This window comes from Magnetospirillum sulfuroxidans (assembly GCF_018224925.1).
In the GTDB taxonomy this organism is placed as follows: domain Bacteria; phylum Pseudomonadota; class Alphaproteobacteria; order Rhodospirillales; family Magnetospirillaceae; genus Magnetospirillum; species Magnetospirillum sulfuroxidans.
In genome coordinates this window covers 322440-345430 of record NZ_JAGTUF010000001.1, presented here as the reverse complement: position 1 = coordinate 345430, position 22991 = coordinate 322440, and the positions used below count along the sequence as shown (strand labels likewise).

31 protein-coding genes, 1 tRNA gene and 1 other RNA gene are annotated in these 22991 nt (G+C 61.4%); 9 read left to right on the top strand and 24 right to left on the bottom strand.

Features of this window, described 5'->3' with window-relative positions:
• Position 1: 1 nt before the first annotated feature.
• From KEC16_RS01545 to KEC16_RS01525, 5 genes are read right to left on the bottom strand one after another with little or no spacing between them, the layout of a single operon-like run.
• Complete coding sequence (locus tag KEC16_RS01545; protein ID WP_211545891.1) at positions 2-427, bottom strand: YbgC/FadM family acyl-CoA thioesterase; 426 nt, start codon at positions 425-427, stop codon at positions 2-4.
• Positions 424-1452 (bottom strand): Holliday junction branch migration DNA helicase RuvB, encoded by a 1029-nt coding sequence (gene ruvB / locus KEC16_RS01540; RefSeq protein ID WP_428846046.1) that lies wholly within the window; start codon positions 1450-1452, stop codon positions 424-426. Before ruvB ends, KEC16_RS01545 begins: the two co-directional genes overlap by 4 nt.
• Positions 1453-1484: 32 nt before the next feature.
• Positions 1485-2108, bottom strand: coding sequence for a Holliday junction branch migration protein RuvA (gene ruvA, locus KEC16_RS01535; protein ID WP_211545889.1), 624 nt, complete (start codon positions 2106-2108; stop codon positions 1485-1487).
• Positions 2105-2602: a crossover junction endodeoxyribonuclease RuvC gene (ruvC, locus tag KEC16_RS01530; protein ID WP_211545888.1), complete on the bottom strand. Its 498-nt coding sequence runs from the start codon at positions 2600-2602 to the stop codon at positions 2105-2107. Before ruvC ends, ruvA begins: the two co-directional genes overlap by 4 nt.
• Positions 2603-2605: 3 nt before the next feature.
• A complete protein-coding gene (locus KEC16_RS01525; protein ID WP_211545887.1) occupies positions 2606-3355 on the bottom strand; it encodes a YebC/PmpR family DNA-binding transcriptional regulator in 750 nt (249 codons plus the stop codon).
• Positions 3356-3561: 206 nt separating this feature from the next.
• On the opposite strand from KEC16_RS01525, the gene KEC16_RS01520 reads away from it, so the two are divergent.
• Complete coding sequence (locus KEC16_RS01520; RefSeq protein WP_211545886.1) at positions 3562-4647, top strand: adenylate/guanylate cyclase domain-containing protein; 1086 nt, start codon at positions 3562-3564, stop codon at positions 4645-4647.
• Here KEC16_RS01520 and KEC16_RS01515 read toward each other — a convergent pair.
• The 7 genes from KEC16_RS01515 to KEC16_RS01485 all read right to left on the bottom strand — a co-directional run bounded on the left by KEC16_RS01515 (position 4637) and on the right by KEC16_RS01485 (position 7973).
• Positions 4637-5341 (bottom strand): cytochrome c biogenesis CcdA family protein, encoded by a 705-nt coding sequence (locus KEC16_RS01515; protein ID WP_211545885.1) that lies wholly within the window; start codon positions 5339-5341, stop codon positions 4637-4639. The two genes, KEC16_RS01520 and KEC16_RS01515, sit on opposite strands and share 11 nt — an antisense overlap.
• Before the next feature lie 8 nt (positions 5342-5349).
• A complete protein-coding gene (locus KEC16_RS01510; protein WP_211545884.1) occupies positions 5350-5733 on the bottom strand; it encodes a thioredoxin family protein in 384 nt (127 codons plus the stop codon).
• 95 nt (positions 5734-5828) lie between these two features.
• The gene (locus KEC16_RS01505; RefSeq protein ID WP_211545883.1) at positions 5829-6647 is read right to left on the bottom strand and encodes a TIGR00282 family metallophosphoesterase; all 819 of its coding nucleotides are present in this window, start codon (positions 6645-6647) and stop codon (positions 5829-5831) included.
• Positions 6644-7246 (bottom strand): 5-formyltetrahydrofolate cyclo-ligase, encoded by a 603-nt coding sequence (locus KEC16_RS01500; protein ID WP_211545882.1) that lies wholly within the window; start codon positions 7244-7246, stop codon positions 6644-6646. Before KEC16_RS01500 ends, KEC16_RS01505 begins: the two co-directional genes overlap by 4 nt.
• Before the next feature lie 10 nt (positions 7247-7256).
• Positions 7257-7414: non-coding RNA, 6S RNA (gene ssrS / locus KEC16_RS01495), on the bottom strand.
• A gap of 16 nt (positions 7415-7430) precedes the next feature.
• Complete coding sequence (locus tag KEC16_RS01490; RefSeq protein ID WP_211545881.1) at positions 7431-7757, bottom strand: cell division protein ZapA; 327 nt, start codon at positions 7755-7757, stop codon at positions 7431-7433.
• 3 nt (positions 7758-7760) lie between these two features.
• A complete protein-coding gene (locus KEC16_RS01485) occupies positions 7761-7973 on the bottom strand; it encodes a hypothetical protein (RefSeq protein ID WP_211545880.1) in 213 nt (70 codons plus the stop codon).
• A 147-nt stretch (positions 7974-8120) separates the two neighbouring features.
• On the opposite strand from KEC16_RS01485, the gene KEC16_RS01480 reads away from it, so the two are divergent.
• The 5 genes from KEC16_RS01480 to KEC16_RS01460 all read left to right on the top strand — a co-directional run bounded on the left by KEC16_RS01480 (position 8121) and on the right by KEC16_RS01460 (position 10550).
• Complete coding sequence (locus tag KEC16_RS01480) at positions 8121-8630, top strand: DUF3124 domain-containing protein (protein ID WP_249208629.1); 510 nt, start codon at positions 8121-8123, stop codon at positions 8628-8630.
• Positions 8631-8632: 2 nt separating this feature from the next.
• Positions 8633-9043 carry a hypothetical protein gene (locus KEC16_RS01475; protein ID WP_211545879.1) on the top strand — a complete coding sequence of 137 codons (411 nt, stop codon included), beginning with the start codon at positions 8633-8635 and terminating at the stop codon, positions 9041-9043.
• Between the two features lie 145 nt (positions 9044-9188).
• Positions 9189-9821, top strand: coding sequence for a thiamine phosphate synthase (gene thiE / locus KEC16_RS01470; RefSeq protein WP_211546324.1), 633 nt, complete (start codon positions 9189-9191; stop codon positions 9819-9821).
• 2 nt (positions 9822-9823) lie between these two features.
• Positions 9824-10405, top strand: a complete 582-nt coding sequence (locus tag KEC16_RS01465; protein WP_211545878.1) for an LOG family protein — start codon at positions 9824-9826, stop codon at positions 10403-10405.
• Between the two features lie 70 nt (positions 10406-10475).
• Positions 10476-10550: transfer RNA gene (locus KEC16_RS01460), tRNA-Val, on the top strand.
• Between the two features lie 133 nt (positions 10551-10683).
• Here KEC16_RS01460 and asnB read toward each other — a convergent pair.
• From asnB to KEC16_RS01440, 4 genes are all read right to left on the bottom strand, one after another.
• The gene (gene asnB, locus KEC16_RS01455; RefSeq protein WP_211545877.1) at positions 10684-12648 is read right to left on the bottom strand and encodes an asparagine synthase (glutamine-hydrolyzing); all 1965 of its coding nucleotides are present in this window, start codon (positions 12646-12648) and stop codon (positions 10684-10686) included.
• A 6-nt stretch (positions 12649-12654) separates the two neighbouring features.
• Entirely contained in the window at positions 12655-12909 is a 255-nt protein-coding gene (locus tag KEC16_RS01450) for a phosphopantetheine-binding protein (protein WP_211545876.1), read from the bottom strand.
• Between the two features lie 184 nt (positions 12910-13093).
• The gene (locus tag KEC16_RS01445) at positions 13094-13726 is read right to left on the bottom strand and encodes a phosphohydrolase (protein WP_211545875.1); all 633 of its coding nucleotides are present in this window, start codon (positions 13724-13726) and stop codon (positions 13094-13096) included.
• A 9-nt stretch (positions 13727-13735) separates the two neighbouring features.
• Complete coding sequence (locus KEC16_RS01440) at positions 13736-15508, bottom strand: B12-binding domain-containing radical SAM protein (RefSeq protein WP_211545874.1); 1773 nt, start codon at positions 15506-15508, stop codon at positions 13736-13738.
• 117 nt (positions 15509-15625) lie between these two features.
• Between KEC16_RS01440 and KEC16_RS01435 the strand changes: the two genes are divergently transcribed.
• Positions 15626-15784 carry a hypothetical protein gene (locus KEC16_RS01435; protein WP_211545873.1) on the top strand — a complete coding sequence of 53 codons (159 nt, stop codon included), beginning with the start codon at positions 15626-15628 and terminating at the stop codon, positions 15782-15784.
• Positions 15785-15839: 55 nt separating this feature from the next.
• Here the strand turns inward: KEC16_RS01435 and KEC16_RS01430 are convergent, their stop codons facing one another.
• The 3 genes from KEC16_RS01430 to KEC16_RS01420 all read right to left on the bottom strand — a co-directional run bounded on the left by KEC16_RS01430 (position 15840) and on the right by KEC16_RS01420 (position 17395).
• A complete protein-coding gene (locus tag KEC16_RS01430; RefSeq protein WP_211545872.1) occupies positions 15840-16034 on the bottom strand; it encodes a hypothetical protein in 195 nt (64 codons plus the stop codon).
• Entirely contained in the window at positions 16034-16657 is a 624-nt protein-coding gene (locus KEC16_RS01425; RefSeq protein WP_211545871.1) for an acyl-homoserine-lactone synthase, read from the bottom strand. The genes KEC16_RS01430 and KEC16_RS01425 overlap by 1 nt, the downstream gene beginning before the upstream one ends.
• 81 nt (positions 16658-16738) lie before the next feature.
• Positions 16739-17395 carry a helix-turn-helix transcriptional regulator gene (locus KEC16_RS01420; protein WP_211545870.1) on the bottom strand — a complete coding sequence of 219 codons (657 nt, stop codon included), beginning with the start codon at positions 17393-17395 and terminating at the stop codon, positions 16739-16741.
• A 154-nt stretch (positions 17396-17549) separates the two neighbouring features.
• Between KEC16_RS01420 and KEC16_RS01415 the strand changes: the two genes are divergently transcribed.
• Positions 17550-17975 carry a helix-turn-helix domain-containing protein gene (locus tag KEC16_RS01415; RefSeq protein ID WP_211545869.1) on the top strand — a complete coding sequence of 142 codons (426 nt, stop codon included), beginning with the start codon at positions 17550-17552 and terminating at the stop codon, positions 17973-17975.
• Between the two features lie 47 nt (positions 17976-18022).
• On the opposite strand, the gene KEC16_RS01410 is transcribed toward KEC16_RS01415, so the two are convergent.
• The 5 genes from KEC16_RS01410 to KEC16_RS01390 form a co-directional block, all read right to left on the bottom strand.
• Entirely contained in the window at positions 18023-18511 is a 489-nt protein-coding gene (locus KEC16_RS01410) for a helix-turn-helix domain-containing protein (RefSeq protein ID WP_211545868.1), read from the bottom strand.
• A 155-nt stretch (positions 18512-18666) separates the two neighbouring features.
• Positions 18667-19257, bottom strand: a complete 591-nt coding sequence (locus KEC16_RS01405) for an OmpA family protein (protein WP_211545867.1) — start codon at positions 19255-19257, stop codon at positions 18667-18669.
• Positions 19250-19696, bottom strand: coding sequence for a FecR family protein (locus tag KEC16_RS01400; RefSeq protein WP_211545866.1), 447 nt, complete (start codon positions 19694-19696; stop codon positions 19250-19252). Before KEC16_RS01400 ends, KEC16_RS01405 begins: the two co-directional genes overlap by 8 nt.
• Positions 19697-19749: 53 nt before the next feature.
• Positions 19750-20190, bottom strand: coding sequence for a hydrogenase maturation protease (locus tag KEC16_RS01395; RefSeq protein WP_211545865.1), 441 nt, complete (start codon positions 20188-20190; stop codon positions 19750-19752).
• The gene (locus tag KEC16_RS01390) at positions 20190-20852 is read right to left on the bottom strand and encodes a hypothetical protein (protein ID WP_211545864.1); all 663 of its coding nucleotides are present in this window, start codon (positions 20850-20852) and stop codon (positions 20190-20192) included. The genes KEC16_RS01395 and KEC16_RS01390 overlap by 1 nt, the downstream gene beginning before the upstream one ends.
• Before the next feature lie 171 nt (positions 20853-21023).
• Here KEC16_RS01390 and KEC16_RS01385 point away from each other — a divergent pair, with 171 nt between their 5' ends.
• Positions 21024-22985, top strand: a complete 1962-nt coding sequence (locus KEC16_RS01385) for a methyl-accepting chemotaxis protein (RefSeq protein WP_211545863.1) — start codon at positions 21024-21026, stop codon at positions 22983-22985.
• Positions 22986-22991: the final 6 nt, after the last annotated feature.

Sequence of the window (22991 nt, the reverse complement as noted above, 5' to 3'; positions counted from 1 at the left end):
ACTATCGCCTCTCGCTTTCCAAATCGCGCAAAGTTTTCTTCATCCATTCCGGAATTCGGGCCGGACGGCCACCGTCCAGGCAGATGAAGGCAAGTTTGATGTGCAGACACGCCAAATCGGCGCCGTCGTCAAGCCGCCTGATGGTCTGGGTCAATTGCATGGACGCCCCGCCCAAAGCACTGACCACGGTTTCCACCTGCAACAGATCGTCCAGACGCGCCGATTTGATGAAATCAATTTCGGCGCGGCGCACGGCAAAGGCATGCCCCTTGCCGCCATCGGCCAGTTCCGCTTGCGACAGGCCAAGGGCACGCACCATCTCGGTGCGGGCGCGCTCGGCGAAATTCAGGTAATTGGAATGATAGACGATGCCGCCGGCATCGGTGTCTTCCCAGTAAACACGAATCGAGTGGAGATGGGGGGTCATTCATCCCCCTCGTTTTGCGCCAGCAAATCCAACTGCACCAGAACCTCGCGCGGCGGATTAAGGCCGATATGCTTGAAGCCGGCAGCCGACAGCATGCGGCCGCGCGGCGTGCGCTGGATCAGTCCTTGCTGCAACAAATAAGGCTCGACCACTTCTTCCAAGGTGTCGCGGCTTTCCGACAGCGCCGCGGCCAAGGTATCGACGCCCACCGGGCCGCCGCCGTAATTGTCGGCGATACATTTCAGATAGCGCCGATCCATGGCGTCCAGGCCAATATGATCGACCTCAAGCCGGGTCAGCGCCGCATCGGCGATCTTGGCGTCGACCGGGCTTTGACCGGCGACGGCGGCGAAATCGCGCACCCGGCGCAACAACCGGCCGGCGACGCGCGGCGTCCCGCGCGACCGCCGCGCCACTTCGCGCGCGCCTTCGGCGGTAACGGCGAACCCCAGCACGCGGGCGCCACGGGTGACGATCAATTCCAACTCGTCCGGGGTGTAGTAATTCATCCGCATGGGAATGCCGAAGCGTTCGCGCAACGGCGTCGTCAGCAAGCCCGAGCGAGTGGTCGCCCCCACCAGGGTGAAGGGCGGCAGATCGATGCGCACGGACCGCGCCGCCGGTCCCTCGCCGATGATCAGGTCGAGTTGAAAGTCCTCCATGGCAGGATAGAGCACTTCCTCTATGGCAGGATTAAGGCGGTGGATTTCGTCGATGAACAAGACGTCGCGCGGTTCGAGATTGGTCAGCAACGCCGCCAAATCGCCGGCCTTGGCGATCACCGGCCCCGAGGTGGCGCGAAAGCCCACCCCCAATTCACGGGCGACGATCTGCGCCAAGGTGGTCTTGCCCAGACCGGGCGGGCCGAAGAACAAGGTATGGTCCAGCGCCTCGCCCCGCGCGCTGGCGGCGGTGATGAACACCTTCAAATTCTCGCGCACCGCCTGCTGGCCGATGAAATCGTCCAGCACCTGCGGCCGCAAATGGGTTTCCACATCGGCGGGATTCAGCTGTGGCGCCACCATGCGGTCCGTGGTCGCGTCGCCGGCGCGGTCGCTCATCGCATCAGATCCTTGCCCAGGCGCTTGAGCGCATGGCGGATCAGGCTGGAGGAATCAGCCCCCTCGCCCAGTTCCTGCGCGGTCACTCCGACCGCTTCAAAGGCTTCCAGCCGCTTATAGCCCAAATTGACCAAGGCCGAGATGGCGTCTTCCATCACCCCGCCGCCAACCGGGGTGGAAATCGCCGCCGCCGCACTGGGGGCGAAAGCGCCCAGGCTCATCTTGCCGGCCTTGTCCTTGAGCTCGGTGAGGATACGGACCGCCAGCTTGGGACCGACGCCGCTGGCCCGCGTCAACAACACCTTGTCCTGGGCGGCGATGGTTTGCAGCAATTGTTCCGGTCCGGCCACCGACAAGATGGCCAGGGCCACCTTGGCCCCCACCCCTTGAACCGTGGTCAGCAGATTGAACCAATCGCGCTCGCCCGGCTCGATGAAGCCATAGAGATGGATATGATCCTCGCGCACATGGGTTTCCACATGCAAGGCCGCGGCGGCACCGGTTTGCAGCCGCCCCAGCGTGCGGCCCGAACAAAACACCAGATACCCGACGCCACCGACATCAACGATGGCGAAATCATCCCCCAGGCTATCAATCAGGCCCTTGAGCTTGGCGATCATCGGCTGGCCGCCTGTATCCGTCGCGCCGTGGCGGCATGATGGGCGTGACAGATGGCCACCGCCAGGGCGTCGGCGGCATCGGGACTGGTCACCAGACAGCCGGGCAGCAAGGTACGCACCATCATTCCCACCTGTTCCTTGGCGGCCCGCCCGCTTCCGACCACCGCCTGCTTGATCTGGGTCGGCGCGTATTCGCCCACCGCAAGACCGGCCAAAGCCGGCGCCAGCATCACCACGCCGCGCGCCTGCCCCAGCTTCAACGTGCTTTCCGGGTTCTTGTTAACGAAGGTCTGTTCCACCGCCGCCCCATCGGGCGACCAGGCGGCGATGACCTCGATAACCCCGCGATGCAATTGCCCCAGCCGTTCGGCCAGGGACAAGGTCGCATCAGAGCGGATGGTGCCGTCGCCAAGATAACGCAACCGGTTGTCGATCATTTCGATCATCCCCCAACCCGTCACCCGCAACCCCGGATCCAGCCCCAGCACGCGCATTTATCAACCCAACTTTTCCATGATGTCGTCGGGGATTTCGAAATTGGCCGAAACCCGCTGGACGTCATCATTGTCTTCCAACGCGTCCAGCAGCTTCATCAGCGTCTTGGCGGCGTTTTCATCGGCCACCGGCACGCTGGTCTGCGGCTTCCAATCCAGGCGGGCGTATTCCGGCGTGCCGAAGGTGGCTTCCAGCGCATCGCGGACGGTGGCCAGATCATCGGGAGTGCAGGTGATTTCGTGACCGTCTTCCGACGATTCGACATTGTCGGCGCCAGCTTCCAGCGCCGCCTCGAACATGGCGTCGGCTTCGGCGATTTCAGCGGCATAGCGAATGGCGCCGATGCGGTCGAACATGAACGACACCGAATTGGATTCGCCCAGGGCGCCGCCATTCTTGGAAAAGGCCGAACGCACTTCCGAGGCGGTGCGATTGCGGTTGTCGGTCAGCCCCTCGACGATGACGGCCACCGAACCAGGGCCATAGCCTTCATAGCGCACTTCTTCGTAATTGGCCCCGTCTTCACCGCCGGCGCCACGCTTGATGGCGCGGTCCATGGTGTCTTTCGGCATGTTGGCGGCACGCGCGGCCTGAATGGCGGCACGCAAACGCGGATTCATCGCCGGGTCGGGCTGGCCGGATTTGGCCGAAACCGTCAATTCACGGATCAGCTTGGTGAAGACCTTGGCGCGCTTGGCGTCTTGTGCGCCCTTGCGGTGCATGATGTTCTTGAATTGGGAATGACCAGCCATGACTGTCGACAACCTTAGTTTGGGCAAACGAACAAACCTTGCCTATACCATATCTTGTGGGAGAAAGGCCATGGGGCAGACAGCCGGCGGGCAAAGCCGGTGGTCGGCCCATCCAGCAGCAGCGACAGCCGTCGACGAGACGCCTCTTTCGCGCAACCGTTGATCGGTCTATTGTACCGTCACGAGACAGAACGGGAGCGACAGGCTTGACGACTGACACCACCGCCGCCTTGCCTTCCGGTGCCATTCTCATCGTCGATGACAGCCGTACCGCTCAGGCGGTGATGGAAAAGGCCATCCGCCTGTTTTCCACCATCGAAGTGATTACCGCCGACACCGGGACCGCCGGTCTGGAGATGTTGGCCGACAAATCCATCAGTCTTATTCTGCTCGACCACCATTTGCCCGACATGACCGGGCTGGACTTCATGGCCAGCTTCATCCGCGTGCCCGATTACCGCGATATTCCGGTGTTGGTGGTCACCGCCCAGGAACACGACGACAGCCTGGTCAGCGCCTATCTCAATGCCGGGGCGGCGGATTTCATGCCGAAACGGTATCGCCCCCCGATTTTTCGCGCCCGCATCACCGGCCTGCTGGCCCAAAACGCCAATATGCGGCAACGCCGCGCGGTCGAGGAAACATTGTGCGCGGAACACGAAAAACAACGCACCTTGCTGCGCAACACCTTGCCGGAAAAGGTGGTGGACGAATTCATGGCCAACGGCACATTCCGGCCATCGGTCATTGACCATGCCGGCGTCTTGTTCGCGGATGTCTGCGGTTTCACCAATTTCACCCGCAACAACACCCCGACCAAGGTGGTGGTCAACCTGAACCGCCTGATCCGACGGTTCGAAGCCATTTCAGAAACGTTTGGCCTGGAAAAGATCAAGACCATCGGCGACGCCTATATGGCCGCCTGTGGAGTTCTGGAAAAAGTGCCGAATGTCGAGGATCGACTGATTGCCGCCGCCCTGGAAATGATCCGCCAGACCCGCGAGTTGGAGATCGGCTGGGAAGTGCGGATCGGCGTGGCCTTCGGCCCCACCGTCGCCGGCATCATCGGCGGCAAGCGTATGCAATTCGACGTTTGGGGCGACACCGTCAACACCGCCGCCAGATTATGTTCCAGCGCCCAACCGTCCGGCCTGTGCCTGCCGGCAAAGGCCCTTGCCCATCTGGGGGATCGTTTCGGTTCGGCGGAAATCCGCCGGCTTCCCCTTAAAGGATTGGGCGAATACGAAGTCGCTTTTCTCTCTGGCCTGACCGTCCCCTCCCTCACAGCATGACCGTCAACGCCACCAGCCACGGCGGCATCACCGATACCAGCCAAGTCTCCAGCGCCTTGTCGCCGCCGCTGAGCGCCAGAACCGCCACCAGCAGCAGCAATCCGCCCATCACGGGCTTGGCTCTGGCGGCAAAACCGGCCAAATGCCGCCGCCACGACGCCAGACCATAAGCCAGCATCAACAGCGGACTCGCCGCCCCCAAAGCGAAGACGACCATCACCGCCGCGGCTTGTGCGGCCGTGTCGCTGGCCCCGGCCAACCCCACCGCCGCCCCCAAGGTCGGGCCGGTGCACGGCGACCACACCGCCCCCAGCAACAGCCCCAGGGCGAATTGCCCCCCCAGACCATCGCCCGAGATACGGCCCAGCACCGCATTGCCGTGACCGGCCAGCGGCGCGGCGATGACGGCAAAGCCGCGACCGAAAGCGGGCACCAGCAAGACCAGACCAAAGATGCCCATGGCCAGCGCCGCGGCCATGCGGATCGCCTGACCATCCAAACCGACGGCGAAGCCGAACGTCGCCAAGGCAATGCCCAAACCGGCGAAAGACACCGCCAGACCGGCGGCCAAAGCCACCGGCCCCAAGCGATGGCTTTGCAGGGCGCTGCCCAGCAACACCGGGATCAGCGGCAACACGCACGGCGACAAGGTGGACAAAATGCCGGCCAGATAGGCGGCGATCAAGGCAGCCATGGCCGCGCCTATTTCATCATGGCGGATGGGGCAACCATGGCGGTGATCGCCTTGGGATCGGTCACCCCGGTCATGCGCGACGTCTCGGTCTTGCCCTTGAAGGCGATCAACGTGCTTTGCGAACGCACCTTGAGTTCGTTCAAGATGTCTTTTTGGCTATCGAAGTCGATCCGGAAAACCTTGAGCGCGGGGATGTCGTGCTCAAGCATCGCGACACTGGGCTCTTGTGCCTTGCAGGTCGGACACCACGGGGCATGCACATGCAGCAAGATGTCCGCCCCCGCCTCTTGCGCTTGGGTAAAGGCGGCTTTGGTGAAGGCTTCGGCGGCCAAGGCCGGCAAGCTGAACAACAGGCCGGCGCATAGGGTGGCGGAAAGCAAGATTCGGTTCATGGCGAAATCCCCTCGATGATGTCGATAAAGGGGATTTCGCCGGCGCCGCGACGAAAGTTACGCCACCGCCGCTTTTTTCGTACAGATGAAGCCGATCAGCAATCCGGCCAGCTTTCCGCCAACCGCGGACCGATGCGCAATGGCGCCACCCGCACCGCCAGGCCGGTGCGATCATCGGTTTCGACGAAAACCGCGCATAAGGTGCCGTCGCCATCGGCTGGCGACAGCCGTTCACCCGGAATCTTGCGGACGAATTTGTGGATGGCGGCATCTTTTTTCATGCCGATGACCGAATTGTAATCGCCGCACATGCCGGCATCGGTCTGATAGGCGGTCCCGCCGGGGAAAATCTGGGCATCGGCGGTGGGAATATGGGAATGCCCGCCGACCACCAGCGAGGCGCCGCCGTCGCACACATGGCCCAGCGCCATCTTTTCGCTGGTCGCCTCGGCATGAATGTCGATGATGATGGCATCGGCGCCGCCCGGCCCAAGCCGGACCTTGCGCAATTCTTTTTCCACCGCCGCGAACGGACAATCCAGCGGGTCCATGAACAAGCGTCCCATCACCTGGACCACCATCACCTTCTTGCCGCGCGGCGCCTCGAAGATGCCGACGCCCTTGCCCGGCGTGCCGGCCGGGTAATTGGCCGGGCGCAACAACCGCGGCTCGGCGTCCAGATGGGGGATGATCTCGCGTTGGTCCCAAGTGTGATTGCCCAGGGTGATGACATCGACACCGGCTTGGAACAACTCGTCGCACAGTTTGGGCGTAATGCCAAAGCCATGGGCGGCGTTCTCGCCGTTGGCAACGACGAAATCCAACCGCAGCCGCTCCCGCGCTTGCCCCAAAGCGCCCACCACCGCGTCACGGCCGGCGCGGCCAACGATATCGCCCAAATACAAAAGTCTCATGAAATCTCCGGCTTCATCGGACCGTGTTCGGTCAACATCAGGTCCAAGGGCTGATCGTGGCGGTCACGCGGCACCGCCTGCACCTGCTGGGCGGCAAAGGCGATGCCGATGGCGGTTACATGGGCATGAAGTCGCAAATCGGCCAGGGTGCGATCATAATAACCGCCACCATACCCCAACCGATAGCCGTGGGCATCAAAGGCCAGCAACGGCACCAGCAAGACCTTTGGCACAAGGACGGCGGATGCGGCGATGGGGTGAAGGGTGCCATGGAAACCGGCTTCCAGCGGGTCGCCGCTGTCCCAGCGGCGAAAGGTCAATGCCTGCCCCCGCGCCGTCACCACCGGCAAGGCCAATGTACAGCCCCGCCCGCCCAAAAGCTCAAGCAGGGGGCGGGGATCAAGTTCATCGCCCATCGGCCAGTAACCGGCCACCACCGTCCCGATGTCAAAGGTCAGGGCATTGCCATAGATGGCCAGCTTTTCCGCCGCCAGCCGGCCGTAATCGCTGTGGGCCTGACGGCGCACGGCCACCGCGTGGGCGCGGGCCTGCGCCTTAGCGGTGGTCAAGTCGGGATCGGGGTGGTTTGGATGGATCATGAAAATGCGGAGCGGCGCCGCCTCGGCCGTTGGCGTTGTAAGTCCTCCGTGGCCTGACTTGTCAGGTGGGCGCCATGTAATGGGGCCAGAGCCCCACCAGAGACAGCTCCCAATAGGAGAAATATCGCCCCAGGGACATTAGCTGCCTGACGCACCGTGCAGCAGACCGCTCCTGGGGATGAACCTAGGGCCTTTCCAGGCGTTCTGCAATGGCTTCGATGCGCGCCGCCAACGATTCGATGCCTTCGGCCAGATCCTGGTCGCCATCGGCCAGGCTGGTCAGGTCATTATTGGCGGCATTCAGGTTCTCACGCGTTTCGGCCAATTCGTCGGCCAGCGACAAAGCCACCATCACCATCAGCCGGGTATCGGGAACATTTCCCAACTGCCCCAGCAGATCTTGGGCAATGCCGTCGATCATCTGGCCCAGGACATGGATGCGGGCAACCTGGGAATCGTCACAGGCGATTTCATGAATGCGGCCGTTGATGGATAAATTGACATAGGCCAAGGCTCAAGCCTCCAACAGGGTGCGAAGGCGGCCGATGGCCCCATCCAACCGCTGGGCCACCACCCGCGTCGTATCTTCCAGCACCGCATGCTGGTCGCGGGCGTCGCGCAATTCGCCAGCCAGCAACAGATCGCCGGCGCCGACGCGGGCGGCGGCGGCTTCCAGACGGTCGATGGCGGCGCCCAGCCGATCAATGGCCGCTTCGGTACGGCTCAAGGCTCCAGACAAAACAAATTCCCCCAGGGGATTAAGGCATCAAAGCCCGAGGTTAGGGCCGATACAGAGCAGTGTCAACGTTGCCGCCGTCTTGACAGCCGCCGTCAGGGGACTAGCCTTAGCCCGATCATCAGCCGGAGACGATCCATGCGCTTGGCCGCCCCCCTCGCCGCCCCCCTTGCGGTTGTCGTTGCCCTTGTCCTGTCCCTGGCCTGCGCCGAAATGGCTGGGGCCGAGGAATTGCGACAATCCAAGGGCCAGCTTGTCTATGTGCCGGTCTATTCGCATATCTGGCACGGCAATCTGGATTCCAAGCAAAAACCGCAGACCTTGCTGCTGTCATCCATGTTGTCCATCCGCAACACCGACCCCCAGGCCGGCCTGACCGTGCGCTCGGTGCGCTATTACGACACCAGCGGCAAGATGGTGCGGGAATTCATGCCCGATCCCTCCAGCCTGGGCCCGATGGCCTCCACCGACGTCTTTGTCGAACACAAGGACGACGCCGGCGGAACCGGCGCGAATTTCCTGGTGGAATGGAGTGCGGAGCGGCCGATCAGCGAGCCGATCATCGAAACCGTCAACGCCTATTTCTTCGGCCCCCATTCGCTGGCCTTCACCAGCCCCGGCCGCGCCATCACCACGGGAACCAAGTAATCATGGCCGGCGGCACCGCCCCGGTCATCCTCGTTCATGACCTGGAACACGCCCGCGCCGCCGTCGCCGCCGCAGGATCAAAGCGGTTGATCCTGCTTAGCCCCCCCGGCGCCGCCGGATTACAGGGGCCGCATTGGTGGCTGCGCCTGCTGGCGCGGCTGCGCGACGAATTTCCCCATGCCGACATCGTCGGCGCGCTGGATTGCGCCGATTGCCCCGGCTGGGCCTTGGCCGCCTTGCGCTCGGGCGTCGAACGGATCGTCTTGTCGGGGGATGGACCAGCGCACTGGGCTGTTCGTCAAGCGGCCGAGCAGAAAGGGGCTTGGGGGGAGGGTCGGTGGGGATGCGACACCCTCGATCTGCTCGGCGCTCGAGACCCCGGCAAAACCTGCCAGGAGTTCCTTCAGCGGTGATGGGAGCAAACCGCTGAAGATAAGAAACCATGCCCGCCGCTCGTGGCGGCATTAAGGACGAATTGTGGCCTTTTGTGGGCATGGTTGCTTTTCTCCGCCCCTTCATGCTTCATCCGTTCCAGCCAATCCGCCAGGAGTAACGACCATTTCCAAAGAGCCTTGCCGCCTTTATCTGATCACCCCGCCGGTGATCGAGAACCCGTACCAGTGGTTGCCGGTATGGGAACAGACCCTGGATGCCGGCGATATCGCCTGTGCCCAAATTCGTCTGAAGGGATTGGACGACGATGCCTTGTGCCGGGCCATCGACGTGTTGCGACCGCCGGCTCAAAAGCGCGGCATCGCCGTGCTGCTCAATGATCGCGCCGACCTGGCTTTTGAAACCGGCTGCGACGGCGTCCATATCGGCCAGGAAGACGGCACGTTCGAAGCGGCGCGCAAGATGATCGGCGACGGTATCGTCGGCGTCACCTGCCACGATTCCCGCCACTTGGCCATGGAAGCCGGGGAAAAGGGCGCCGATTACGTCGCCTTTGGCGCCTTCTTCCCCACCGACACCAAGGAAGCCAAATTCCACGCCGAAGCGGAATTGCTGGAATGGTGGAGCCCCCTGTTCACCGTCCCCTCGGTGGCCATCGGCGGCATCACCGTCGATAATTGCCGACCGCTGATCCGTGCCGGCGCCGATTTCCTGGCGGTGTCGGGCGGCGTATGGAACCACGCCGAAGGGCCAGATGCCGCGATCAAGGCGTTCAATAAGGTCTTGACGGAGAAATAAGCATGCGGCGCGTCTGCGTTTTTTGCGGCTCCAACCCCGGCATCCGGCCCGAATACGCCGATGCCGCCCGCGGCTTGGCCGCCGCATTGGTCGCACGCGGCCTGGAACTGGTCTATGGCGGTGGCAATGTCGGGCTGATGGGCATTGTCGCCGATGCGGTGATGACCGCCGGCGGCACCGTCACCGGCATCATCCCCGAAGCCCTGATGCGCATGGAAGCGGGCCATCGCGACGTCAGCCGATTGCACGTGGTCGGCTCCATGCATGAACGCAAGGCGATGATGGCCGAAATGTCCGACGCCTTCATCGCCCTGCCCGGCGGTATCGGGACCTTGGAAGAAGTGTTCGAGGTGTGGACCTGGGGTCAGTTGGGCCTGCACGCCAAACCGGCGGGCTTTCTTGACGTTGGCGGCTTTTACCGGCACCTGCATGCTTTTCTCGACCACATGACCGCCGAGGGCTTCTTGAAACAGCGTCACCGCGACATGGTGACGCTGTCGTCCGACCCAATGGTTCTGCTGGATGGATTCGCCGATTACACCCCACCTCAGGTGGTTAAAGTGATCGCGAAGGAGACCGCTTGACAGCCCGCCTCACCGGTTCTATAAAGCCGCCTCCCGACGCACGGAACACCCCCAGCGCCGGCCGAGAGATGGGCGATTAGCTCAGCGGTAGAGCACACCCTTCACACGGGTGGGGTCGCAGGTTCAATCCCTGCATCGCCCACCATCTCTCCCTTGATTTCCTTAGAAAATATGGCCGTCCCAAAGTGTCCCCCGGCGATTTCGGCTGACGCCGAGCCGCCGCTGCCGTCGTGCAAGAAAGCGGCTTCTGATCTCCGGTGATATGCCTCCGGAAACGTTTAACCGATTGCGGCGCTTCGCAGATCAATCATCCGCAGCAAGGGCGGCGGCGCCATTGCCTTGGGTATGTGCCGCTCGACGAAAAAGCGGCGCAGCAGCATGGTGGACAGCAAGAACAAGAAGGTCTGGTTTTCCTTGGTGCTGATTTCCGCCGCGGGGCGGGTCAAGACCTTGGCGCTGAGGCGGCGGGCGAAGCCGGCATCAAGAAAGTCCAACTTGGCCAATTCGGTTTCCGACCGCACCAGTTCCAGGTAATCGGGACGGGATTCGGCAAAGGCGGCACCGTCGGGGGCGCGATAGGGGAATTTGCGCTTGTTGATGACCGAATCGGGCACCATTCCGGCAAATGCCTGACGCAACAGCCGCTTTTCATCAAAGCCGTCGTCAAAGCGCAAATTCAACCGCGAGGCCAGATCCAAAACCGCCGGGTCCAGAAACGGGCAACGGTTTTCCACCCCATGAGCCAGGGCGGCGCGGTCGCCTTGGGTCGAGAGCAGATAACCGGGCAGCAAGGTCTTGTATTCCAGCCATTGCGCCTGTTGCACCGGGCTGAGACGGGCGACTTCCGGGTGATCGGCGACCAGGGCGGACAACGGCCCGAACGGGTCTTTCGCCCCCTTGATCAGACGGGCGGAAAAGCGGCCGTTCTGCAAACGCAGTTCGTGCGAGAACAGGCCGGGCATATGCTCGGTGGAAAATTGCTGATAAAGCCCGGTCAGCGCCGCCATGTCTTGCGGACCATAATGGTCAAGATGGGGGTACAGCCGGCCCAAACGCTGACGGCGGGTGTCTTCGTCCATGGTGTCCCAGGCGCGGCGCAGCAGGGTTTCCTTGAACAGGTCATACCCCAGGAAAGCCTCGTCGGCCCCCTCGCCGCTCAGGATCACCTTGATGCCAGCCGCGAACGTCATCCCCGACAGCAGGAACATGGGGATAAAGGCACTGCGAAAGGCCGGCACTTCGCCGTGATAGACCGCCTGTGGACACGCGGCGGCAATGTCGGCGTGGCCAATGCGCAAAGTGTGGTGGCGGGTGCCCAGGGCGGCGGCGACCTGATTTTGCTCAGACGATTCATCCAGACTGGCATCATCAAAGGACACCGAAAAGGTGGCCGGTGGTCGGCCGCTGACATCACGGGTCAGGCGGGCGACGATGGCCGAATCGACGCCGCCGCTCAGATAAACCCCGACCTCGACGTCGCTGCGCAGGCGCAAGGCAACGCTATCGGTCAGGTGCTGGCGGATCTGTTCCTTGGCCTCGGCCTCGCTGGTCGGCATGGCGCCGCGATCAAACGCCAACGGCGCATAAGCGTGATGGTGCAGGGCGCCATCGGCGAAAATCATGTATTCGGCCATGGGCAGGGAATGGATGCCAACAAAGCCGCTTTGATCCGGCAAGGGCGTCCATTGCCCGTAAATCGAGGCCAGTTGCGCCGGATCCTGGGTAAAGTCAAAGCCGGGAACGGCCAAGAACGCCTTCATTTCCGAGGCGAACAGCAAGCCGCCCTGGAAACGGGCGTAAAACAGCGGCCGTTTGCCGAAACGGTCACGCGCCAGCACTAATGTCCGCTCAAGACGGTCATAAAGGGCAAAGGCAAAACCGCCATTCAGCCGCTTTAGGCAACGTTGCCCCCAGGCCAGCCAGGCGGCCAGCAAGACTTCGGTGTCGCAATGGGTGTGGAATGCGTGCCCCAAAGCCTCCAGCTCGGCCCGCAATTCCCGGTAATTATAGATTTCACCGTTGTAGCAAAGCCAAAAGCGGCCACTGGCATCGCCCAAGGGCTGGTGCCCCGAGCTCGGGTCGATGATAGCCAGTCGCGCCGTGCCCATGGCCCAATCGTCGCCGACCACCCCGCCCAACCCATCGGGGCCGCGATGACCGATGCGCCCCAGCATGGCGGCGATGGTGGCGGGCAGATCCGCGGCGGGCTGGGCCGTGTGGATCAGGCCGGCGATTCCGCACATCCCAGATTACGCCGTCGCGCCGTCGCGGGCGGCCAGCTTGGCGGCCACCGCTTCTTGCATGCGGGTCAGGCTGACCAAAACATTGCCGGTCATTTCCGCTTCGGAAAAGGTGATGGTGAATTCCTTTTCGAGAAAACGGATCAATTGAACATAGCCAAACGAATCCATCACCCCCTCTTTGAACAAATTACTGTCCTCGGGGAAGTCATCGTCGAATTCGATCAGGAATTGTTCTTCGATGAAAGCGCGAATTTTATCCATTTGGGTCGATCACCGCTAAACCGTAGGTGTGCAGGGCAGCATACAGGGCTTTGTCAAACTTGTCTTCGGGCAAGTCCAGGGACAAAATCCCGATACGGGCTCAGCCCGCCAGCCACCGGGGCAAGCCCTTGAGAAGATGGATGCGTCGGGTAAAAAAGCTCCGTGATCTCAGGGGGTGAACAGGTCATCCCAGTGAATGGCGGTGCAACAACCGCTCCAACTCGGCAAGGAAGCGTTCCTCGGCCACCCGCATGGGCCAAGGCTCCCACGCAGTCCCGCCATAGCGGCGTTGCAGTGGGTCCTCGGCCAGGGGGGCCAAGCGGATTTTCAGGGTCGAGCGGATTTCCTCGCGGCTCCAGCCGGCGATATGCAGGGCTTCCGCCGCTGCCGCCCGACGGTCGGCATGCTTGATCGCCTTTTTCCAATCGACGGGAATATCGGCCGGCAAGCCTAGGCGAATATGGATGGCGCGCTGGATCGCACGATCCATCTTGTGGAAACCATCGCCCAAGAACGGCTTGACCGGAGTAATCGGATCCCAGCGCACCCCCAGCGCCTCGGCCCCGTCATGGACCAGGTTAGCCAGTTCCAGCGCCGGTGACAGCCCGGTGGGGGCCGCCGCGCGATGAATTTCCAGGGTCAACAAGCTGTGCTGAGCCACTGAAAGCGGCCATTCCCAGGCTGACGAACCGCCCCAGCGGAAGGTTCGGGCCTCCCCCTCGGCAAGGTCGGCCAGTTCCCAATCAAAGGGAGTGGGGTTCAGCAGATCGAAGCGCCGCTTGGACCTGAGCAGAACCCAGGCTCGCGCCTCGGTCATCATGCTTTCCTATTTCGTCAGAACCTTCCGGTCGGAGGCAACGGTGCGCCCAGCCTGGTAAGGCGGGGGCTTCAGCTTGCGCGGATTGGGAACCCGCCGCCCGCCAACCGGCTTGATCCGTTCCGGATAGGTATAGTGCAGCAAGGCGTGATTGCGGAACAACCCCAGATCGCCCTTGAATGCCTCGAAATGGTCGAAGAAATTGGTCTTCCAGAACATGGCATGCTTTTCGGTGTCGAAACACCCCACCCCTTGCTCGACGTCGTATTTGACGCTGACGGTGGCGATGTTGGACACATCCCAAATGCGGGAAATACCAAAGCGTTCCGGTTCCTTGAAGATAACCGAACCGTTATCGAGAGAGAAGCCGCAGGCCAAGATGCGATGCACGTTGTTGCGGTTGTCATAGAGGAATTCCATGGTTTCTTGGAATTCCGCCTCGGTTTCCGATGGAAAGCCGACGATGATGAACAGATGATTGTGGATACCGGCGCGGGTCGAGCGGGCCAAAACCTCGGAAACGCCGTCCGGGGTGGTACCCTTGTCCATCAGGTCGATGATGCGCTGGTTGGCCGATTCCACCCCCCACAGAATATACCGGCAGCCGCCATCGTGCATGACCTTGAGGATTTCCTCGGTATAGATCAGGTCGGGCTTGGCCAGGGCGTACCACGTGATGTCGATTTTCTTTTCGATCAGATCTTCCGAGATTCGGCGGAAACGGCCGGGCGAGATCATTTCATCGACAAAGGCGAAGCGCTTGACGCCATAGGTGTTGACCATGTGCTCGATCTCGCCCACCACCCGGTCGGTGGGGGCGGCACGATGCGCGCCGGAATAGGAGCGGTGGTGGGTGCAAAAAGTGCATTTGTCCCAGGCACAGCCCTTGGAGCTCATGATCGGGAACACCGGCTCGGGCTGGAAATAGGAATCGAGCTGGAAATCGGAAAAATCAGGGTAAGGCTGAGTCTTGAAGTCCACCGACGGCGATTTCGGGTTTTTGGTCCAGCCCTCCTCGACGGTGGGGTCGCGCCAGATCAGGTTGGCGATGCCGTCGAAGCGGGTCCGCCCTTCGTCCAAGGCCATCAGCAGAGCATGGAAGCCGCCCTCGCCTTCGTTGAAAACGACGAAGTCAATAAATGGATTGGCGAACAGGATCGACGGATGGCAGGCGCTGGTATAGCCGCCGCCAAAGACGATCTTAACGTCAGGACGCAGCGCCTTGACGTAATAAGCAATCAGCACCGATGGCATGTATTGTTCACGAAACATCAGCGAGAAACCGACCACCGACGGATCATTGGCCAGCAGCTTGCGCGCCGCATGCTCGGCATAGGCCTTGATTGGCGGCACGTATTCGCCCTTGGCGCAGGCGCGTTCGAAACCGTCCAGAAAGACGTTTTCCACCTTGCGGATGATCGATTCGAAAAAACGCGACAGCCGCTGGTATTCGGCCTCGTCCCAAAAGACATCACCGCCATCGCGGAACATCTTCGCCGCCTTGGCGAAATCGGTCCGGGCCTCGGGGGTGAACTGGACAAAGCTCTTGCCGGCCAGGGCGGCATCGACAAAGGTGTTGTACCATTCGGCATTCAGATCAACGCAATTGACCTTGAAGTCCGAATGTTCCTCGGCGAAAGCCTTGATGATCGAAGGACCTAACGGCAAGCTGGCCGGAAAGGAAAACGGACAGATGGCGATATTGGCCTGCCGGTTCATGAAATCCCCGCTTAAGGTGCCGTTGCGTTCACTGTCGGCACGATAACCGTATCTGAAATCCATCTCAACAACTGGCCCTGTAGGGTCTTTACGTCAACCCCACCCCACCAAGTCTGGTAGGTACCGGAAAAACGGTGGAAGGCATAGGTTTAGCTAAAGCTATGCCACGGAGGGTTGGAGATGAACGAAGCCAAGAGCCGCACCGAAAATGCCAAGGCAATCAAGCATTGCCTGGACTATTTGGCCAAAGAAGCGCGCCAATCAGATTTGCGCGAACTGGCTGAACTGATCGAAGTGGCCGGCCTGGCCGCCGAGGATGCCAGCGAAACCGTCCACTGATCCCGTCCGTGACGAACAAGGCCCGCTTCCCCCAGGGAAGCGGGCCTTGCTGCGTTCAGTGGGTCAACTTGCCGGTATGGCGGGCGATTTCCGCCGCTTCCAGCCCCAGTTCGAGGATTGATTCCGCCAACGCGGCCAGGCCGACATCGCGCGCCCGCCCCGCCAAGGCCTCCAAGGCCTGGCCGATGATGGCGGCGTCACCGGCCAGCGGCAGCTCCAATCGCCCGTACGGCGCCACGCCCCTGCCCATCACGCCGCCTCCGCCGCGACATCATGCCGACGCAGCAGCGAGCCATACACCCCGACCTTGGCCCGCGCACTGGCTAAAGCCTGGGCGTTAACTTCGATTTCGGCCGCCGCCACCGGATAATCGGCCAGCGCCCGTGTCTCACCCAGAAAGCGGAACTTACACCCGGCCCCACCGATGGTCCGGCGAATGATCAGATGCGGCATCAGCACCAGATAGCGCTCGATCCCCATGGACATGGCGAATTCCAGACAGCCCAGAACGATTTCCGCCGCCACCCGGCGCTTGACCGCCGGCTCCAGATCATCATCAATGCCAAAGCGTGTGGCTTCCCACACCTGAGTGCTGACCGGCACGTCGCCACCCAACAGATCGGGCCACAATTCCTTCAGCATGTAAGGCCGCGTGGTGGGGATCAATCGCGCCACCCCTTGCACCGGGCCATGGTCATCACGGTGGATCAGATAGGTGGCGGCCGGAGTATCGAATTGGTCGTATTCCATGCCGTCATGACTGGGAACGGTCCAACCATTTCGCTCAACGAAGCATTTATGGCGCAACCGATGATGGGCAGCAAGAGAATCGCCAAATGCGTGTGAATTAGCCCAGTTTACAACCTCAATCATCAACCCCTCCTGGCGCATATCGTTCTGAGCGCTAGAAGAAGACGAAATGAGTATTATTACATCCTGCCAAGGTTGAGGGGTTTACGGAACGATCAGTCCCATGCGAATAGCCTTGACGATAGCGAGGACGCGGGTGGAGGTCTTTAATTTGCTCATGGCATTCTTGAGATGAAAATTGACCGTATTATCCGAGATATTGAGGATCACCCCAATGTCCCACGACGATTTGCCACGTGCGCTCCAGATCAGGCATTCGCGCTCGCGGCCAGTCAACGCCACCGGAGCGCCAGGAGCGCCGGGATGTTTCAGGCCGACCAGAACGGAATAGGCCTGGGTCACCAAGATGTTGGCCACCGACAAGCTCCGCAGGTGGTCGATGTCGTCGTGCGGGCTGGCGATGCTGGCGACGAAAACCCCGCCGGTGGGGCCGTGAATGGGCACGGTGATACCGTGCAACAAGCCGATTTCGTGCGCTTCGTTGAACATGCGATTTTGCAGGGTGGTCAGATCGCGCAATTGATCCCAACGATAGGGGATGTGCGCTTGGAAAGCCCGCGTCACCACCGGGTCGATGGTCACGTAGTTCTTTTCGAAATAGTGCTTTTGCCACTCTTGCGGATAATCGACGACCACGGCGGGAACCGTGTCGTCATCCAGAGGCCGGTCAGGGTCGCCGAAGGCGCCGCACGCCATATGAGGAAAGCCCCAATGAACCAGCGCCGTCTTAAGCTCGGCCATCAAAGCCGGAGCAGAGGAAGCCGCCAGGGTCCGTTCGATGAAATCGCCAAGCGAAAATTGTCGCCGACCATGTTACCTCGCACCGACCATGGGTTTTACACCTTCGACGCGTATGGTATACAGACCCGATGCACCAATCAATGTTGCGTGTGCCATGACTGACGCCATTCCCGCAGAAAACGCCATCGACCCCATCGACGCCAATTTAGGGCGGCGCATTCGTGCCCGTCGTACCGTTTTGATGCTATCGTGCGAAAACCTGGCCAAAGCGCTGGCAATTCCCCCCGAGCAACTGCACAAAATGGAAAATGGCAGCGAACGGGTGACGCCAGTGCATCTGCATGCGCTGTCCCGCTTTCTTGAGGTTCCGGTCAGTTATTTTTTCGACGGCATGCCGCGCGAGCTGCAAAGCGGCTTTCCCGGCACTCCCTTCGCCGATCTTGGCGCCTTGGGCTGTACCGGCGAAGACATGCGGGAAACGCTGGATCTGCTGCGCGCCTATATGGCCATCGTCGACAGTGGCGACCGCCAGCGGGTCCACGAACTGGCGCAAACCTTGGCGGAAAAGACTGAAGTTTAAAGCCCGGCAACGGTGCTCACCATCACCGCCACCGGGCTTTAATGCTTTTATTCAGAGACTTCGGTCACCGCACCCAAAGCCTTGGCCAGATCCAGCACCCGCTTGCGCACGTGCGGATCAGTGATGCGGTAATAGGCCCGCACCAGTTCCAAGGTTTCGCGCTTGGTCATCGGATCGGCGTCGAAAGAAGCCGGTTCCTCGGCCAAGCCCGAGATCAGTCGCGGCGACAACGCTTCGACAGCTTCCGACATGTCGTCAAAGAAGAAGCTGACCGGAACGTCGAGAACACGAGACAGATCGAACAGGCGCGAAGCACCGACGCGATTGGCGCCGCGTTCGTATTTTTGCACCTGCTGGAAGGTCAAGCCCAGGGCTTCACCCAGCTTTTCCTGGCTCATGCCCATCAAGGTACGCCGCAAGCGGACGCGAGCGCCCACATGAACGTCGATAGGATTAGGCTTGCCCCCCGGAGTCCGTCCACGGCTGGACACCCGGCGAGTGCTGCTCTTCAGTTCGTTATTGGCGGTAGAAATCATAATTCTCAAATTCCTGTGGCTATGCCCCACGGGCTTATTGTCACTACTTTTGGCATCAATGGCAACCTCTTGTTGCACGATACCACAAACTTTTGTCTTAAGGTGCTTGTTCACCCCCTACAGTCCATTGAGGCGACCGCCACAAGACACACAAACTATTGAACCGTCAGAGTGACCCGCCGATTGCGCGGCTCGGCCACGCCATCGGCGGTCGGAACTAGTGGGTTGCGCTTTCCATGCGATGACGTCTGAATGGATTTGGCCGACATCCCCTGTTCAAGCAATAGGCTCAGCACGGCATCGGCGCGGCGCCGGGAGATGCGGTCATTGACCTCGGCCGATCCCACGGAATCGGCATGGCCGGCCACCATCACGAACACATGCGGGCGCTGTGCCGCCAAGGCCACCGCCTGGGCAATCAACACGCGGGCTTGCGGAACCGGATCGGCGGTGCCGCTGTCGAAATACAGCTGAAACGTGACCGGCCGCGCCGGCATGGCGGCCAGGGCATCGCCCCAATCTTGCTTGATCTGCTGTTCCGACAGAGCTTTCGCTGGCGATGGCGGTTTGCCGGCGGTGGCGGAACTGGCGTTATTGGGCTGATCCAGCACCACAACGCCCCCTTGCGCCGCCACTTCGATGCGGCCGACATGACCATCGGCATCGGGAACCAACACCACCACGCTTTGCGGAGCGCAGGCGGCCAGCGCCAAAAGCGCGGCCAAAGCCAAAACCGCCTTATTCATCGCCATCCACCTTAACCAGGAACGAAGTGCCGCGAATGCCGATGCTCATCTGCGGTGTGCGGATATCGGTACGGGCCGGCGCCAATTTGGCGATCTGCCCGGTTTGAATGGAAAAGGTCCCCGCCCCCAGCGCCAAGCCCTGGCTCAGCTTGTCGGCCGCGGGTTCGAATTCCAGCCGTTCCACCACCAAGCGGCTGGACGGCCCCATGGATAAGGTGGTGTCGTCCCGCAAAATCAGGCCAAGACGGGACTTGTCAGCCGTAAGGATTTCATCGGCGGCAAAAACGTCCGAACCGGCCTGCAACGCCGCCGGCACGCCCGCACGCAGCACCTGGGCCGAACCGTCAAGAGTTTTCACCTGTCCCACCGGCTCGGCCGCCACCACCGTCTGTGTCAGCACAGCCGAAGCCATCAGCACCAAGAATACGCAGCGACACATGAACACCTCCTCGCCGATCGGCACTTACTACCTCAGGTAATATAACTTTTGTCTTAGATAAAATCCACAACCATGGCGGTCGCCCGCTCCACCGCTTCATGCAGGGCGGGATCGATCCCCTCTCCGGCGCTAAAATCAGCCGCTTCAATGCCGATGACACGCAAAAAAGGGGGCAAACGCCCCAACAGACGGGCCATTTCCACGCCTTCAGCCACACCGAAAACGTGACTGCTTTTGGGAAAACAGGACGTCGGCAACACTTCGGCACCGTCCCAGCACCGCAATACCCCCGGTTCGGTCCCGGAAACGGTGGCGTCAACCAGCACCACGCGGTCAAAGCCGTGCCAACGGGCCATCAGATCGGTTCCTTCGCCGTGATGGGTCAGCACGGTGACATTGGCCAGCTTCAACGCCGCCACCCGCTCGGCCACCAACCAACCAACGGCGTCATCGTGACGAAAAGGGTGACCAATGCCGATGACCAGGGCGGACATTACTCGGCGAACCAACGGCTGAAAAAAGTATCGTCGCCTTCCTGCCGCAAGCCACGCGTCGGCCGGCCGTCATCATCAATCAAGTCCATCTGGCGCAGCCAGCGCACGATCTTGCGAAAATGGGCGATGTTGTGCAGGGATACCCCGCCCTCCATCCAATTTTGCTCTAAAAACGCCAGCACCGCCGGCTGCTCCAATTCGGCTTCCCACAAAATGCCGAGCAGCGAACACAACGCTTCTTCGACATCGCGTTCGGGGCAGAACAGGGTCTGCACCGCATCGGCTTCGGCGCGGCGCCCGCTTTCCGGGCCGCAGCCAAGGCCAAAATCGATCACCGCCCGCCGTTCAGGCGCGGCGCATTGATAATGGGCAACCTCGTGGATCAGCACGCTGGGTTCCATGCGGATGGCGACACTGACGCCGTCCCAGGTCCAATGGGTCTTGGGATCGACATCCAAAATGCCGAAACCGAACTGCCGGCACAGCGCAACGCCTTGGCCGTGATGACCGACATCGGTGGACAGCTTCATCAGATCGCCATCGGGAATCAACCTGGTGATGCGCTTGAAGACCTTGCGCGCCAAATCGTCTTCCCCCAGGGACTGGGCGAATTCAGGCAGCAGCGGCAGCAACGTGCCATGGTCGATGGGGGTCAGCATCATGACGGCGACATCTCTTTGTTGATGACGCGCCTCTCGTACCCTCGAAACCGCGCAGGGCGCAAGGGTCATATCCGACTAAAAGCTCAGACCTGATATGCCTAAGCACGATTGCCGTATTTCACACTGTCCCCAACTATAGCAAAAGACCTATTAAGCGAATTGGATATTGGTATGGCACAACGGCGCTCCCTGCAAATCGGCGATAAAATCATGGCCTTGGCCGGCATGGGTATCGCCTTGGCCATCGCTCTGTGCGGTCTGTTCGCCTGGGCTTTGATGCAAATGGACCAGGCTGACCAGCAGGCCGCCGCTTTCAACGATCTGGAAATCCTATCCAAGGATCTGCGCATCGCCGGCCTGGAAATCCGTCGGACGGAAAAGGATTTTTTGCTGCGCAGTGACCTAAGCTATGCGGAGAAAAGCCACGCGGCCCAACAAAACGCCGCCTCCCTGAGCAATACGCTCAAAGCCAACGCCGCATCCCAAGCGATCGGTCAAGACATCGACGCCGTCACCTCCGGCCTTAAAGCCTATGGCGCCGCTTTTCAGATCATGACCGATAATATGGTCGCCAAGGGTTTGAACCAGGATTCCGGCGCCCAAGGCGATTTGCGCAAAGCCGTTCATACGCTTGAGACCATGCTGAAATCGGTCAACGACGTCCGCTTGGCCAACGTCATGCTGATGATGCGGCGGCATGAAAAAGATTTCCTGTTGCGCGACAACCCCGAATATCTGACCAAGGCGGAACAAGAAGCGACCCGTTTTCAGCAAATCCTGGCCGGGTCGGCGCTGACCAGCGAACAGCAGCGCGATGCTCAATCCCTGCTGGACAACTATGTTTCCGCCTTGCGTCGCCTGGTCGGCCAAACCGATGCCACCAACACCGCCATCGCCAGCCTCAGCACCGCCTATGCCGCCATTGCCCCGGCCATCGACCGCATCGGCGAATTCGGCGTCGTCCAGACCAAGGCCGTGCACGAGCAGATGAACGCCCTTGATAGCCGCATCAAATGGACGATCAGCTTGGCGTCGCTGGCCGGCATCGCCACTTCGGCGCTGGTGGCCTGGCGCATCGCCCGCTCCATCACCATTCCGGTGCGCGGCATGACCGGCGTGATGAGCGCGCTCAGTGGCGGCCGCCGCGATATCGCCGTCCCCTTCATCGACAAAAGCGATGAAATCGGCGAGATGGCCCGGTCGGTGGAAACCTTCAAGCAAGGCTTGATCCAGGCCGAACGCCTGGAAGCCCTGGCACGGGAAAAATCCAAGGCGGAAATCGTCCGCGCCCAGCGCCGCGACGAAGTGGTCGCCGCCTATGACGCCGTGGTCGGGCAATTGCTGGCGCGGGTCAACGCCACCGTCGAACAGGTCCATGGCGCCTCCAACAATCTGCGCCAATCTGCCGAACAGACGGGGGAACGCAGCATCACCGTGACCTCGGCGGCCGAGGAAACCTCGGCCAATGTGCAAACCGTCGCCTCGGCCACCGACGAATTGTCCGCTTCAACCAGCGAAATCAGCCGCCGGGTGCAAGAAACATCGCTGATTTCCCAGACCGCCGTCGAACATATCGAGGAAACCACCCGCACGGTGGAGGAATTGCAGCAAGTGGCCATCCGCATCGGCGAAGTGGTGCGCTTGATCCAAGCCATCGCCAACCAGACCAATTTGCTGGCGCTCAACGCCACCATCGAGGCGGCGCGGGCCGGCGAGGCCGGCAAGGGCTTTGCCGTCGTCGCCAACGAAGTCAAATCCCTGGCCAATCAAACCGCCAAAGCCACCGGCGAAATCCAGGCCCAAATCGGCGATATCCAAGGCATCACCCGTTCGGTGGTCTCCGTCATCGACCGCACCACCAGCACCATCCGCCAAGTGGATCAGGTGGTGACATCCATCGCCGCCGCGGTCGAGGAACAAAACGCCGCGACCCAGGAAATCGCCCGCAACGTCCAAGAAGTCGCCGGCGCCAACGCCATCGTCACCCGCAGCATCGGCGAAGTCAGCGCCGAAGCCGGGTCCACCGGCCAGTTGGCCTGCCAGCTCAATCAGGCCGCCGACGACCTGAAAGTGGAAACCGGGGCGATGAGCCGGGAAACCGAAACCTTCCTCGACAGCATCAAGGCGATTTGACGATTT